Source organism: Lentzea aerocolonigenes, from assembly GCF_000974445.1.
Taxonomy (GTDB): domain Bacteria; phylum Actinomycetota; class Actinomycetes; order Mycobacteriales; family Pseudonocardiaceae; genus Lentzea; species Lentzea aerocolonigenes.
Window position 1 is genome coordinate 372121 of the sequence record NZ_BBOJ01000014.1, and the last position, 13786, is coordinate 385906.

General features: G+C 69.9%; 13 protein-coding genes. 9 read left to right on the forward strand and 4 right to left on the reverse strand.

The window, feature by feature from the left end; translation table 11 throughout:
- The first annotated feature begins 39 nt into the window (after positions 1–39).
- A complete protein-coding gene (locus AOM45_RS27305; protein ID WP_156094378.1) occupies positions 40–1638 on the forward strand; it encodes an amidohydrolase family protein in 1599 nt (532 codons plus the stop codon).
- On the opposite strand, the gene AOM45_RS27310 is transcribed toward AOM45_RS27305, so the two are convergent.
- Positions 1620–2531 (reverse strand): LysR family transcriptional regulator, encoded by a 912-nt coding sequence (locus tag AOM45_RS27310; protein ID WP_030472987.1) that lies wholly within the window; start codon positions 2529–2531, stop codon positions 1620–1622. The two genes, AOM45_RS27305 and AOM45_RS27310, sit on opposite strands and share 19 nt — an antisense overlap.
- Positions 2532–2565: 34 nt before the next feature.
- On the opposite strand from AOM45_RS27310, the gene AOM45_RS27315 reads away from it, so the two are divergent.
- Positions 2566–3810 carry an MFS transporter gene (locus tag AOM45_RS27315; RefSeq protein WP_035913521.1) on the forward strand — a complete coding sequence of 415 codons (1245 nt, stop codon included), beginning with the start codon at positions 2566–2568 and terminating at the stop codon, positions 3808–3810.
- Positions 3811–5138: 1328 nt separating this feature from the next.
- On the opposite strand, the gene glgA is transcribed toward AOM45_RS27315, so the two are convergent.
- Positions 5139–6290, reverse strand: a complete 1152-nt coding sequence (gene glgA / locus AOM45_RS27320) for a glycogen synthase (protein ID WP_030472990.1) — start codon at positions 6288–6290, stop codon at positions 5139–5141.
- 88 nt (positions 6291–6378) lie between these two features.
- On the opposite strand from glgA, the gene glgC reads away from it, so the two are divergent.
- Complete coding sequence (gene glgC / locus AOM45_RS27325) at positions 6379–7593, forward strand: glucose-1-phosphate adenylyltransferase (protein ID WP_030472991.1); 1215 nt, start codon at positions 6379–6381, stop codon at positions 7591–7593.
- Positions 7594–7662: 69 nt separating this feature from the next.
- Here glgC and AOM45_RS27330 read toward each other — a convergent pair whose 3' ends face one another.
- Positions 7663–8295, reverse strand: a complete 633-nt coding sequence (locus AOM45_RS27330) for an O-methyltransferase (protein WP_030472992.1) — start codon at positions 8293–8295, stop codon at positions 7663–7665.
- A gap of 197 nt (positions 8296–8492) precedes the next feature.
- On the opposite strand from AOM45_RS27330, the gene sigE reads away from it, so the two are divergent.
- From sigE to tatB, 4 genes are all read left to right on the forward strand, one after another.
- Positions 8493–9095 carry an RNA polymerase sigma factor SigE gene (gene sigE / locus AOM45_RS27335; RefSeq protein ID WP_030472993.1) on the forward strand — a complete coding sequence of 201 codons (603 nt, stop codon included), beginning with the start codon at positions 8493–8495 and terminating at the stop codon, positions 9093–9095.
- The gene (locus AOM45_RS27340) at positions 9092–9622 is read left to right on the forward strand and encodes an anti-sigma factor (RefSeq protein ID WP_051784645.1); all 531 of its coding nucleotides are present in this window, start codon (positions 9092–9094) and stop codon (positions 9620–9622) included. The genes sigE and AOM45_RS27340 overlap by 4 nt, the downstream gene beginning before the upstream one ends.
- 65 nt (positions 9623–9687) lie before the next feature.
- Positions 9688–11208, forward strand: coding sequence for a S1C family serine protease (locus AOM45_RS27345; protein ID WP_030472995.1), 1521 nt, complete (start codon positions 9688–9690; stop codon positions 11206–11208).
- Between the two features lie 17 nt (positions 11209–11225).
- Positions 11226–11600: a Sec-independent protein translocase protein TatB gene (gene tatB, locus AOM45_RS27350; protein WP_030472996.1), complete on the forward strand. Its 375-nt coding sequence runs from the start codon at positions 11226–11228 to the stop codon at positions 11598–11600.
- Between the two features lie 73 nt (positions 11601–11673).
- Here the strand turns inward: tatB and AOM45_RS27355 are convergent, their stop codons facing one another.
- A complete protein-coding gene (locus AOM45_RS27355; RefSeq protein ID WP_030472997.1) occupies positions 11674–12819 on the reverse strand; it encodes an Mrp/NBP35 family ATP-binding protein in 1146 nt (381 codons plus the stop codon).
- Between the two features lie 127 nt (positions 12820–12946).
- On the opposite strand from AOM45_RS27355, the gene AOM45_RS27360 reads away from it, so the two are divergent.
- A complete protein-coding gene (locus AOM45_RS27360) occupies positions 12947–13390 on the forward strand; it encodes a MarR family winged helix-turn-helix transcriptional regulator (RefSeq protein WP_236703846.1) in 444 nt (147 codons plus the stop codon).
- A complete protein-coding gene (locus AOM45_RS27365) occupies positions 13387–13785 on the forward strand; it encodes an NUDIX hydrolase (protein WP_030472999.1) in 399 nt (132 codons plus the stop codon). The genes AOM45_RS27360 and AOM45_RS27365 overlap by 4 nt, the downstream gene beginning before the upstream one ends.
- The last annotated feature ends 1 nt before the right edge of the window (position 13786 follow it).

Genomic DNA, 13786 nt, shown 5'->3' on the forward strand with positions numbered 1-13786 from the left:
ATGATGTGAGCGCCTTCACACCGTCGTAGAGGAGCTCTCGTGTTACTCCGCCTGGCTCTCGCCGTCTCGCTGGTCATAGCGTCGATATCGCCTGCCGCCGCGGACACGCCCTGGTGGGAACCGGTGGCACGACCGGCTCCGGACTCGCAGATCAACGTGACGGGCGAGCCGTTCAAGGGCACGGACGGGCAGGGCAGGGTGCGCGGGTTCGTCGACGCGCACAACCACCTCATGACGAACGAGGGCTTCGGCGGCAGGCTGATCTGCGGCAAGCCGTTCTCGGAGCAGGGCATCGCGGACGCGTTGAAGGACTGTCCTGAGCACCACCCGCTGGGCCTCGGCGCGATCTTCGAGGCGATCGTCACGGGAGACTTCGACGGCCACGACCCGGTGGGCTGGCCGACGTTCAAGGACTGGCCGTCCTCCACGACGGTCTCGCACCAGCAGAACTACTACGCCTGGCTGGAGCGGGCGTGGCGCGGCGGCCAGCGCGTGCTGGTGCAGGACCTCACCAGCAACGCCACGCTGTGCATCATCCACCCGTTCAAGGACCGGTCCTGCGACGAGATGACGTCGATCCGGTTGCAGGCCCAGCGGACCTACGAGCTGCAGGCGTTCATCGACAAGCAGTTCGGCGGGACCGGCAAGGGCTGGTTCCGGATCGTCACGTCCGCCGAGCAGGCCCGTGACGTGGTCGCGCAGGGCAAGCTGGCCGTGGTGCTGGGCATCGAGACCTCTGAGCTCTTCGGCTGCCGGACGTTCCTCGACTTCCCGTTGTGCAACAAGGCCGACATCGACCGCGGCCTCGACGAGATGTACGCGCTCGGGGTCCGCAGCGCGTTCCTGTGCCACAAGTTCGACAACGCCCTGTGCGGCGTCCGGTTCGACTCGGGCACGCAGGGCGGCGTGATCAACGCGGGCCAGTTCCTGCGCACCGGCCAGTGGTGGCAGACCGAGGCGTGCAAGGGACCGCAGCAGGACAACCCGATCGGCACGGTCGGCCCGAACGCCCTGATCCCGGCGACCGTCGTGGCGCCCGCGTACGACCCGGCGAAGCGGTGCAACGTGCGCGGCCTGACCTCGCTCGGCGAGTACGCCGTGCAGGCCATGATGAAGCGGCACATGATGATCGAGATCGACCACATGAGCGTGAAGGCCGCCGGACGCACGCTGGAGCTGGCTGCGCAGAAGCGCTACCCCGGCATCGTCTCCAGCCACAGCTGGATGGACGCCCAGTGGACCGAGCAGGTCTACCAGCTCGGCGGGTTCGTCGCGGGCTACGAGAACGACCCCGGCGGGTACGTCGCGCAGGCCGCCGCCGCGGAACCGTTGCGCCGCAAGTACGACGTGGGCATCGGGTTCGGCTCCGACTACAACGGCGTGGGCTCGCACCCGGCACCGCAGACCGGCGTGACCTACCCGTTCCGCAGCTACCCCGGCGGCCCGCTGGTCGACCGGCAGCGCACCGGTGAGCGGGTGTGGGACATCAACGTCGACGGCGGCGCGCACATCGGCCTGCTGCCGGACTGGGTCGAGAAGGTCCGCCAGCTCGGTGGCGACCAGCTGGTGCAGGACATGCTCGGCGGTGCCGAGTCGTACCTGCGGACGTGGTCGGGGACTCAGCGCTGGACGTCGTGAGTCCTGAGCGCGTGATCACGGAAAGCGCGGACCGCCGGCGGCAACGGGTGGTCCTTCAACCAGGCCAGCCCGAACACGCGGCTGGCCCGCGGAGCCAGCGGTAGCTCGCGGAGCCCGGCAGGCGGTGTGGTCTCGGCGTGCGTGAGGAGCGCGACGCCGAGACCCGCCGCGACCAGGCCGCGGACCGTCTCGATCTCCTGGCTCTCGAACGCGATCTTCGGGGTGATCCCGGCGGCGGCGAACATGTCGTCGGTGATCTGCCTCAGGCCGTAGCCGTGCTCCAGGACGATGAGTTCCTCGTCTTCGAGGTCCCTCAGCCGCACGGCCCTGCGCGAAGCCAGCCGGTGCGTGGACGGCACGACGACGATCAGCTCCTGCTCGAAGAGGACCTCGGACGCGAACTCGGGACCGTCCGGCGGCGGTGCGACCAGCGCCAGGTCGATCTCGCCGTTCAGCAGCTTGTCGACGACGGTGTAGCGGGCGTTCTGGACCAGGCCGAACCGCACGTGCGGATGCTCGGCGCGGAAGCCGCGGACCAGTTCCGGCACCACGGACCGGCCGAGCATGTGCAGGAAGCCCAGCACGACCCGGCCCTTCTCGGGGTCGAGCTCCTCCTCGACCTCGCGCAGGCCGGGCTCCAGCGCGGCCAGCGACCGGGTCGCCGCCTCGGCGAGCAGCCGGCCCGCGCGAGTCAGGCGGACCCGCCGTCCGGTCTTCGTGATGATCGGCGCACCCAGCTGCTCGCCCAGCTCGGCGAGCCAGCGGCTGACCGTGGGCTGGGGGAGCCCGACCCGTTCCGCGACGCGAGTCACGTGCTCGTCGGCGGCAAGCGCTTTCAGCACGGCCAGCTTCGGGGCCAGCTCCAATTCATCCACGAATTGATTCTGACTCATTTCCGTATTGGACGTATGGCTTAGCGTCGACTGCGTGAACAGGTTGACCGCGGCCGTCTCCGCATCCGGGTTCGCGTGTTTCGCGTTGCTCTACACACCGCAGCCCGTGATGCCGCAGATCGCGCAGGACTACGGGCTGGGGCCGAGCGGTGCGTCGCTCGCGCTCTCGGCCGCGACCCTGGCGCTGGCGGTGGCGGTCGTGCCGGTCGCGATGCTGTCCGAACGGGTGGGGCGCCGGGCGGTGATCGTGGTCAGCGTGCTGACGGCGGCGTTGCTCGGGCTCGTGCTGCCGTTCGCGCCGGACTACGACGTGTTCCTGGTGCTGCGCGTGCTGCAGGGGATCGCGGCCGCCGGGGTGCCCGCGGCGTCGATGGCCTACCTCGCGGACGAGCTCGACAACCGGCGGCTCGGCGCCGCGATGGGCGCGATGATCGCCGGGAACAGCCTGGGCGGCATGACCGGGCGGCTGGTCACCGGCATGACCGCCGACTGGCTGGGCTGGCGCGGTTCCGTGCTGCTCGCGGGTGCGTTCGGGCTGGTCGCGGCACTGGTCGTGGTGTTCTTCCTGCCCAAGGCCCACGGCCGGCCGAAGCGTGCGCCGCGCGGCATGAAGGCGGCCCTGACGGACCCGGTGCTGCTCTCGCTGTACGTGGTGGCCGTGCTGCTCGTCGGGTCGTTCATCTCGTTCTACAACGTCGCGGGTTTCCAGCTGCGCGGTCCGGCGTGGCTGGAGACGCTGGTGTTCCTGTTCTACGGGTTCGGCAGCACGTCGGCGGCGTTCGCGGGCGGGCTGGCCGACCGCTACGGCCGTGGGCGCGTGCTGCTGCTGTGCATCGGTGTCCTGGCGTTGGGCGCCGTTGCGAGCGTGATGTGGGTACCGCTCGGGCTGGCGGTCGTCACCGCCGGGTTCTTCGCCGCGCACGCCACCGCGAGCGGCTGGGTCGGCGCCCGCGCTCCCGAGCACGCCCGCGGCCACGCGTCCGGGCTGTACCTGTGCGGGTTCTACGTGGGCAGCAGCATCGGCGGCACGTCCGGCAGCACCGCGTACGAGGAGTGGGGCTGGGGCGGGTTGGTGCTCGTCATCCTGGGCTGGCTGGCGCTGGCCGCGATGCTGGCTCAGAACTCCAGCGCGAGGGTGACCCGCGAGTCCACCGGCGAGATCAGGGTGCGGCCGAGCCTGGGCAGCTCCACCACGCCCTCGACGAGGCCCGCGGAGACCGAGCGGGTGTCCGCCGGGATCTCGACGACGATCGCGAACGGCAGCGGCCCGCCGTCGTAGCGAGCGCCGACCTGCTTGGCGGTGGAGCCGTCCGGCAGCGTCACGGTGATCAGGTCCTTGGTCAGGCCGCCGCCCGCGGTGTCGGGCAGGTCGCCGGTGGCCTCGAACCGCACCTCCAGCAACGCCTTGTCCGCGGCGGAGGCGGTCGCGACGTCGTACTGGCTCTCGCCGAGCTTGACGGGACGCTGCCTGCCGAGCCGCACGCCGGTGACCTTCAGGCCGAGCGCGCTGCCGCCGTACCTGATCTTCTGGGTGACCTCGGTGAACTGGGCGGGACCGGCGCCGCGCTGCAGCACGGCCGGCGGGGCGTCGGTGCGCTTGCCGGACGGGACCTCGACGCGCTGCTCCAGCGACTTGGCGCCGAGGGTGCCGAGCGCGAGCCTCTCGGTGCCCTCCTGCGGGTCGGGCACGGTGTACACGACGAAGACCGAGCCGTTGGCCGGGAGCCGGTCGGCGGGCAGCAGATGGCGCCTGCCCGGCACCTCCAGCGCGAGCTCGGAGGGCTGCGGGGCGAAACCCTGCCAGTTGGTGCGGTGGAAGCCGCTGTCGATCTCCCAGAGCTTCTCGACCTTCATCCGGACGACCCGCAGCCGCGCGCCGGTCTCGGCCCGCACCGTGCCGTCGGCCGTGATCCACGTGTCCGGGTTCGCCCAGCCGGTGACGGTGGTGGCGAGCAGGTCGTCGCGCAGCTTGATGTCAACGTTGCCAAGTCCGAGGTCGGCGTTGTTGCGCTTGCCGTCGTCGGGCAGCACGGCGAGGAAGTCGCGTCCGGCGGTGAGATCCTGCTGCTTCGACGGGTCGAACTCCTTGCCGTCGGTGCGCACGAGCACCCCGCCCGGAGTGCTGCGCTTGCCGTTCTCCGGCACCTGCGGCGACTGCACCTCGTACCGGACCTCGTCACCGTTCTTGGTGACTTCCTTGATGGGCACGGGCACCCAGTCGGTGCCGGCGCCGGTTCCGGGAACCTGGACCGGTCCGCACCACAGGCGTTTGTCCACCTCGGACTCGACGCCCGTCTTGGCGAACCAGCAGCTGACCGCCGCGGCGCCCGCCCGTGCCACGTAGCCGTAGTCCAGCGTGTAGGCGAGCTGGGCCTCGGCCTGCGACTGGAGGTCCGAGGCGTCGGCGAGCTTCAGCCCGTCGACGGTGAGCTGCACCGCCTTCTGCTGTGTCTTGGGGGCTGTGGCGCATCCAGTCACCGCGAGGAGGACCGTCAGACCCAGAACCGCACCACGCACAGTCTCGCGCCCCTCACCAGATGAAACGACAACGTCACTACTGGTTAAAGGCGGCGTTCACAGTTTGGGGTTGCCCCCGGCGCGTGTGGCTCAAATCACACTTCGGTAGACCTCGACGGTCTGCTCGGCCATCGCGGACCAGGAGAACTCCTGCTCAGCGCGCTTGCGACCGGCGGCACCGAAGCGCTGGGCGCGATCCGGATCCGCGATCAGCTCGTTAATGGTCTGAGCCAAATTGTGTCGATATGTCGACAAATCACGCTCGTCGTAGTGGACGAGGAGACCCGTCTCGCCGTGCGCGACGACCTCGGGGATGCCGCCGACGTCGCTCGCGACGACCGCGGTGCCGCACGCCATCGCCTCCAGGTTCACGATGCCGAGCGGCTCGTAGACCGACGGGCACACGAACACCGTCGCGTGGCTGAGGATCTGCCGGACCTCGGCGGGCTGCAGCATCTTCTGGATCCAGAAGACCCCGTCGCGCCCGGCCGCGAGCTCGCTCACGGCCTGCCTGGTCTCCTCGGCGATCTCGGGCGTGTCCGGAGCGCCCGCGCAGAGAACGATCTGCGCGTTCCGGTCGATCTCGTGCGCGGCGGCGACGAGGTGACCGACACCCTTCTGCCGGGTGATCCGCCCCACGAACGCCACGATCGGCTTCTCCGGATCGATGCCGCGGGACGTGAGCGCGTCCGTCTCCTGCACCGGGTGGTAGGCCGTGGAATCGATCCCGTTGCGCACGACGTGGACCTTCGCCGGGTCCAGCGCGGGGTAGGCGTCGAGCACGTCGGCCCGCATGCCCTCGCTCACCGCGATGACCGCGTCCGCGTGTTCGTAGGCAGTCCGCTCGGCCCACGACGAGATCCGGTACCCGCCGCCGAGCTGCTCGGCCTTCCACGGCCGGCGCGGCTCCAGCGAGTGCGCCGTGACGACGTGCGGGATCCCGTGCAGGAGTTTGGCCAGGTGGCCGCCCATGTTGGCGTACCAGGTGTGCGAGTGGACGATGTTCGCCGTGGACACCGCGGCGGCCATCTCCAGGTCGACCGCGAGGGTGGTCAACGCCGCGTTCGCCTGCTCCAGGCTGTGCGGAGGGTTGTGAGCCGTGGCGTCGCCGCGCGGCGCACCGAAGCAGTGCACGTCGACGTCGACGAGCTCCCTCAGGTGGGGCACGAGGAATCCCACGTGCACACCAGCGCCGCCGTAGACCTCCGGCGGGTACTCCCGCGTCATGAGCGCAACTCGCACGCCACCACCGTAGATCACAGCGGTCCCCGTTGGGACGAACCAGTTTGCGTCTGGTTCGAGAACGATCGCACGGATAGGGTCACATGCTGTGAAGGGGCAGCCGCACGTTCTCGGAATTGTGCTTGCCGGTGGTGAAGGCAAGCGCCTGTGGCCACTGACGGCCGACCGCGCGAAACCGGCTGTGCCCTTCGGGGGCAACTACCGGCTGGTCGACTTCGTGCTGTCGAACCTGGTCAACGCGGGGCTCGCGAAGCTCTGCGTGCTGACGCAGTACAAGTCGCACTCGCTGGACCGCCACATCTCGACGACGTGGCGCCTGTCCAATGTGCTCGGTCAGTACGTGACGCCGGTGCCGGCCCAGCAACGCCTGGGCCCGCGCTGGTACACGGGCTCCGCCGACGCGATCTTCCAGTCGCTGAACCTCGTCCACGACGAGAAGCCCGACCACGTCGTGATCTTCGGTGCCGACCACGTGTACCGGATGGACCCCGGCCAGATGATTTCGCAGCACATCGAGTCCGGCGCGGCGGTGACCGTCGCCGGCATCCGCGTGCCGCGAGCCGAGGCCAAGGCGTTCGGCTGCATCGACTCGGACGCGTCCGGGAAGATCACGCGGTTCCTGGAGAAGCCGTCCGAGCCGCCGCACGTGCCAGACGACCCCGAGGTGACGTTCGCGTCGATGGGCAACTACGTGTTCACGACCGAGGCGCTGCTGGACGCGCTGCGCGGGGACGCGTTGAACCCGGACTCCGACCACGACATGGGTGGCGACATCATCCCCATGCTGGTCGACCGGGGTAAGGCGCACGTCTACGACTTCCAGGACAACGAGGTGCCCGGCGCCACCGACCGGGACCGCGGCTACTGGCGGGACGTCGGAACGATCGACGCCTACTACGACGCGCACATGGACCTCGTTTCGGTCCACCCGATCTTCAACCTCTACAACCAGCTCTGGCCGATCCGCACGGCCACTCCGCCGTTGCCGCCCGCGAAGTTCATCGCCGGTGGGTCCGCTGAGGACTCGATGGTCGGGCCCGGGTCGATCATCTCCGGGAAGATCCACGGGTCGGTGATCTCGTCGGACGTCACGGTCGAGGTCGGGTCCGTGGTGCAGGGGTCGGTGCTGCTGCCCGGGGTGCGGATCGGGAAGGGTGCCGTGGTGCGGCGGGCGATCCTGGACAAGAACGTCGTGGTGCCCGACGGGGCGTTGATCGGTGTGGACGCGCCGATGGACCGTGAGCGCTACACCGTGTCCGCTGGCGGCGTCACCGTCCTAGGCAAGGGCGTCCGCGCCTACTAGCTGTCTGCTCGACGCACGCGGGGCCCTTCCGTGCACTCCTGGTGAACGAAAGCTCCCCGCGTGCACTTCCTAAGGACGGCGCGCGGCCACTAGGAGGCCGTCGCCCAGCGGGAGGATCACCGGCACCAGGCGGTCGTCCTCCCTCACGAGCCGCGCGATGTCCCGCATCGCCTGGGTCGACTCGTCCCGCTTGGTGGGATCCACGACGGCGCCGTGCCACAGGACGTTGTCGAACGCGATGACCCCGCCCGGCCTGAGCATGCGGACGCCGTGTTCCAGGTACTTCGGGTACTCGGGTTTGTATGCGTCGACGAAGACCAGGTCGTAGGCCGCGTCGGTCAGCCTCGGGAGGACGTCCAGCGCCTTGCCCATGATCAGGCGCGTGCGGGACGGGGAGATGCCTGCCGCGGCGTAGGCCTCGCGGGCCGCCCGTTGGTGCTCCGGGGCCACGTCGATCGAGGTCAGGATTCCCGAGGCCGGCATGCCCGCCAGGAGGTAGAGGCCGCTGGTGCCCGCGCCGGTGCCGATCTCCACGACCGCACGCGCCTGGAGTGCTGTTGCCAGGAAGCGGAGAGCGGCGCCTCCACCAGGGCCGATGGGCACGCAGCCCAGTTCCTGGCCGCGTGCTCGTGCGGCCAGGTGCACGTCGTCCTCGGGGAGGTACTGCTCGACGTACTCCCGCAGGGCCGATTCCGAGGTCACGGGGTGCAGGTTAGTGCCAGACGTGCCCAAAACGGGTGAACGCGGCCCGAACCGAGATTCTCAGGGTGCTCTCAGCCAGTTCTCACGATCGTTTAAAGAGCGCGGGAGAAGGTACAGAAGCAACAAGCCAGGCTCTAGGCGGGAACAAGCCGGACCCGCCGTCCGTTGAGCCGCATAAGGGTCGCCGGGCGGCCCACATGGAGGTGCCGAAACACCTGATGCGCACGCAGTCGAGTTCGCCGGAGGCCGTCGCGCCCATCGAGACGGCCGACTGGACGCCGCCCTCGTGGGACGCCATCGTCCGCGAGCACGCGGACAGGGTCTACCGGCTCGCTTATCGCCTGACCGGCAACCAGCACGATGCCGAGGACCTGACCCAGGAGACGTTCATCCGCGTCTTCCGGTCGCTCGCGTCCTACAAGCCGGGCACCTTCGAGGGGTGGCTGCACCGCATCACCACCAACCTCTTCCTCGACATGGCTCGCCGTCGCAGCCGTGTCCGCATGGAGGCGCTGCCCGAGGACAACGACCGCCTCGAGGGTGACGACCTGTCCCCCGAGGAGATCTACGACGAGAACCACCTGGATCCCGATCTGCAGGCCGCGCTGGACGAGCTCCCGCCGGAGTTCCGCGCCGCTGTGGTCCTGTGTGACGTGGAAGGTCTCTCCTACGAGGAGATCGGCGCCACGCTTGGGGTGAAGATGGGTACCGTGAGGAGCAGGATCCATCGGGGCCGCCAGGCTCTGAAGGTCGCGCTCGAACGCCGTCGTCAGGAATCGTTGCTGGAGGACTCTGCATGACCGACCTCCGTGGTTGGGGCCTGCCTGAGCAGCACCTCTTGCCGGACGCCGTGGTCGCGTTCGTGGACGGAGAACTGTCCTCGACCGCCCACGAGCGAGCTTCAGCGCACATCCAGCGCTGCGGCTTCTGCGCGTTCGAGACCTACACCCAGCAGCAGGCGCGCGCTGCCGTGCGCACCGCGTCGGCGCCGACGGCGTCGGCGTCGTTGCTGGACAGGCTCGGTGCCATCCCGCAGGAGGTCGACCTGCCGTCCGCTCCGGACGGGCTCGCGATCACCGAGGACGGTCAGTTCGTCGCCGTGCAGCGCACGGACAAGCCCGCGTTCGGCTCCGGGCCGGTGCTGGGCTCTTCCAGACCTCTGGGCAGCAACGGCTGGTTCAGCGGCCGTCGTGCCCGCCAGGGTGCCGGGGTCGTCGTGAGCGGCATGCTGCTCGGCGCCCTCGCTTTCACCACCCCTGAGAGCGAAGCGCCTCCCGCGCCCTCCGCTCCGCAGAACGCCGGCGCGGTCTTCGCGACCACCCCCTGACAGTCATTTCACTGTTCGTGAGGCAGGCTGTAACTCAGCACTCCTAGCGGAAAATTCGGGGAGAGATGAGCCAGCAGTCGCCCAACGGCCAGACGCCCACGCCCGTTTCCGGAGTGGACGACGGAGCGCACCGCAGGCTCCGGCCACGCCCCCTGGTGCAGCCGCCGGTCGACCCCGCGTACGCCTCCGCCTTCGGCCGCCCGGACGGTGTGGCAGGCGCGTTCGCCACGCGTGACGTGCCCGTGCCCGCCGTGCAGTCGGCGCCGCCGCCTCCCGAGTCCCTCGCGACCGCGTTCGGCCGTCAGGGCTCGTCGGAGCTGTTGCAACGTCCGCCGCAGCCCGTCTCCGACCCCGATCCCGACATCGACCCGGTGTTCTGGGGCGACAAGCCGGCGGGTGACCCGTGGCGCGACCCGGCCTCCGGTGCCGTGATCGGTCCGCCCGCCGTCGGCGAGGACCCGCCGGGCGAACCTGAGAAGAAACCCGAGCCGGGTCCGCAGCTGAGCGTTCCCGAGCTGATCTTCGGCCGTCGCGTGAAGCCGACCGCGCTCGCGCTGCTGCTGACCGTCGCGCTCCTCGTGGGCGCCGCCGGTGGCCTGGTCGGCTGGCTGATCGGACGCGCGGGCAACCCGCTGACCGACTCGACCGTGACCCTGGCCGAGATCGAGCAGGGCAAGGAACGTCCGGCCGGATCGATCTCCGACATCGCCAAGCGCGTGACGCCCAGCGTCGTGTCGATCGAGTTCAAAGGCGCCAACGTCGCGGGCGTCGGCTCCGGCGTCGTCATCGAGGGCGGCGGCTACATCCTGACCAACGACCACGTGGTCGCCCCGGCGGCGCAGGACTCGTCGGCCAAGCTCAGCGCCGTCTTCACCGACGGCACGCGCGCCGCGGCCCGCGTCGTCGGCCGCGACCCCAAGACCGACCTCGCGGTCATCAAGGTCGAGGTCACCAACCCCACGGTCCTGCAGTTCGGCAACTCCGACGAGCTCCAGGTCGGCGACAGCGTGATCGCCATCGGTTCGCCGCTGCAGCTGTCCAACACCGTCACCGAGGGCATCGTCTCCGCGCTGCACCGCCCCGTGACGGCGGCGGGTGAGAACGGCGGCCCCCAGGTCACCTACGACGCGATCCAGACCGACGCGGCCATCAACCCAGGCAACTCGGGCGGCGCGCTGGTCGACTCACGCGGCGCGCTGGTCGGCATCAACTCCTCGATCCGCACCGAGACGGGCGGTTCGGTCGGGCTCGGCTTCGCGATCTCCGGCAACCAGGCCCGCAAGATCAGCCAGGAGCTGATCCGCAACGGCTCGGTGAAGCACGCGGACATGAACGTCAACGTGAAGTCCGTGTCCGCCGAGACCTCCGAGGGCGCTCAGGTGCAGAACGTCCCCGCCGGTGGAGCCGCCGCGGCCGCCGGCATCCAGGAGGGCGACGTGATCACCAAGGTCGGCAACCGCATGGTCCGCAACGCGGCCGAGCTCGTCGTGGCCGTCCGGGAGCACGAGATCGGCCAGACCGTCCAGGTCACGCTGGCCCGCCAAAGCCGCGAGCTGAAACTCGACGTGACATTGAAGAGCGACTGAGAAGTAGGCTGGGACCTGTGTTCGACAGCATCGGATGGGTAGAGATCCTCATCATCGTCGTCGCGGGTCTCTTCATCCTGGGGCCCGAACGCCTGCCGTCCGCCGCGGCCTGGCTCGGCAAGACGGTGCGCCAGGTCCGCGAGTACGCGACGGGCGCGCGCGAACAGCTCAAGCAGGAGATGGGCCCGGAGTTCGAGCAGCTCCGCAAGCCGCTCGAGGACCTGCGGGAGCTGCGCAACTTCGACCCGAAGCGCGCGGTGACCAAGCACCTGTTCGACGACCCCGAGCCGACCAAGGCGAACGGCTACCCGACGCCGTCGACGCCGCCCGCGCCGGAGCAGCGGCCGCTGGCGCCTGGTGAGCGTCCGCCGTACGACCCGGACGCGACCTGATTTTTTGGTACGCGGGAGCCCCGCGTACCGCACAGGGTTACGCGGGGCTCCCGCGTAACCCTGAAAGCAGGGGTTAGCGGCCTGCGGGGGAGACGTTCAGCAGGCGGCCCGCAAGGCCGCGCGACTTCACGGTCAGCTTCTTCGCCACATCGCTCAGCACCCCGGCCGCGGGCGAGTCCGGCACCGCCTGCACGATCGGGGTGCCCGTGTCGCCGTTCTCGCGCAGGCGCGGGTCCAGCGGAACCTGGCCGAGCAGGGGCACCTCGGAGCCGATGGACTTCGAGAGCGACTCCGCGACGGCCTGGCCGCCGCCGGAACCGAAGACCTCCATGCGCGAACCGTCGGGCATCTCCATCCACGACATGTTCTCGATGACGCCCGCGACCCGCTGACGGGTCTGCAGCGCGATCGACCCGGCGCGCTCGGCCACCTCGGCGGCGGCCTGCTGCGGGGTGGTGACGACCAGGATCTCGGCGTTCGGGACCAGCTGGGCCACGGAGATCGCCACGTCGCCGGTGCCGGGCGGCAGGTCGAGCAGCAGCACGTCCAGGTCGCCCCAGAAGACGTCCGCGAGGAACTGCTGCAGGGCGCGGTGCAGCATCGGGCCGCGCCACACGACGGGGGTGTTGCCCGGCGTGAACATGCCGATCGAGATGACCTTCACGCCGTGCGCCTGCGGCGGCATGATCATCTTCTCGACCTGGGTGGGTTTGCCGTCGGCGCCCAGCATGCGCGGGATCGAGTGGCCGTAGATGTCCGCGTCGACGATGCCGACCGACAGGCCGCGCGCCGCCATCGCCACGGCGAGGTTCACCGTGACCGAGGACTTGCCGACGCCGCCCTTGCCGGACGCGACGCAGTACACGCGCGTCAGCGAGCCCGGCTGGGCGAACGGGATGACGGGCTCCTCGGTGCCGCCGCGCAACGTCTTGCGGAGCTCGGTGCGCTGGGCGTCGCTCATGACGTCCAGGTCGACGCGCACGGACGAGACGCCGTCGAGCGCCTCCACGGCCGCGGTCACGTCCTTGGTGATCTTGTCCCGCATCGGGCAGCCCGCGACGGTCAGGAAGACACCCACGACCACGGCGCCGTCGGCACCCACCTCGACGTCCTTGACCATGCCGATCTCGGTGATCGGGCGCCGGATCTCGGGGTCCTGCACACCGGAGAGCGCCTTGCGGACGTCCTCGACGGTGGGGAGGGGCTGCGTGGTGGTCACCCGGCCATGCTACGTCCGGTTCACGCCCGTCCTACCGGCCGGTCACTTTTGACCGGAGGGCCAGGTCGTAGCCGGGCCGGAGCTGTCCGTAACATCGACGCCCGTGCCGGAATCGGGTAGTTCCCGGTTGCCCACCCGTGTCGAGCTAGGGGTGTGGCGATCGTTCCTCCGCGCGCATGCACGGATCACGAGGGTCCTCGAGGCCGAACTGATTGCTGAGCAGCGCCTTTCGCTCGCGGCGTACGACGTGCTGGTTCAACTGGCCGAGACGCCTTCCATGCGCATGCGCATGACTGAACTGGCCGATGCCGTCCTGCTGTCCCGCTCTGGCGTGACCCGCCTGGTGGACCGTCTGGAACGTGCGGGCCTCGTCGGGCGGGAACGCGCCGACGGTGACGGACGCGGCATCGTGGCCGTGCTCACACCACTTGGTGCCGAGCGCCTGCGCAGTGCCTCCACCACCCACCTCGCCGGCGTCGCCGAGCACTTCGGGGAGAGCTTCGGCCCCGGTGAGCTCGAGGCGTTCGGCCGCACCTGTGATCGGCTGGCCGCGGACGACGTGTTCCCGTGATCACGGTGGTGGGACTGGTGCACGTCGAGGCTGGCCGCCTCCTCGTTGTGCGCTCACGCAACAAGAAGGCCTTCTACCTCCCCGGCGGGAAGATCGAGCCTGGTGAGAGCCCTGCCGAGGCGCTTGTTCGCGAGGTTCGGGAGGAGCTCGGGATCGGGCTGGCACGGCCGGAGGTCCTGAAGCGCTACGTCGCCCCCGCGTACGGCGAGGGGGAGGGCGCGATGGTCGACATGACCTGTTTCACGGCGTCGCTGCTCGGGACACCGGCACCCACGAGCGAGATCGCCGAGCTGACGTACGTGACCCGTGACGAGTACCGGGCGCACGTGGAGACGGCGCCCGCGATCCACGAGGTGCTGGACGACCTCGTCGCGAGCGGCCGCGTCAGGCCGTGAT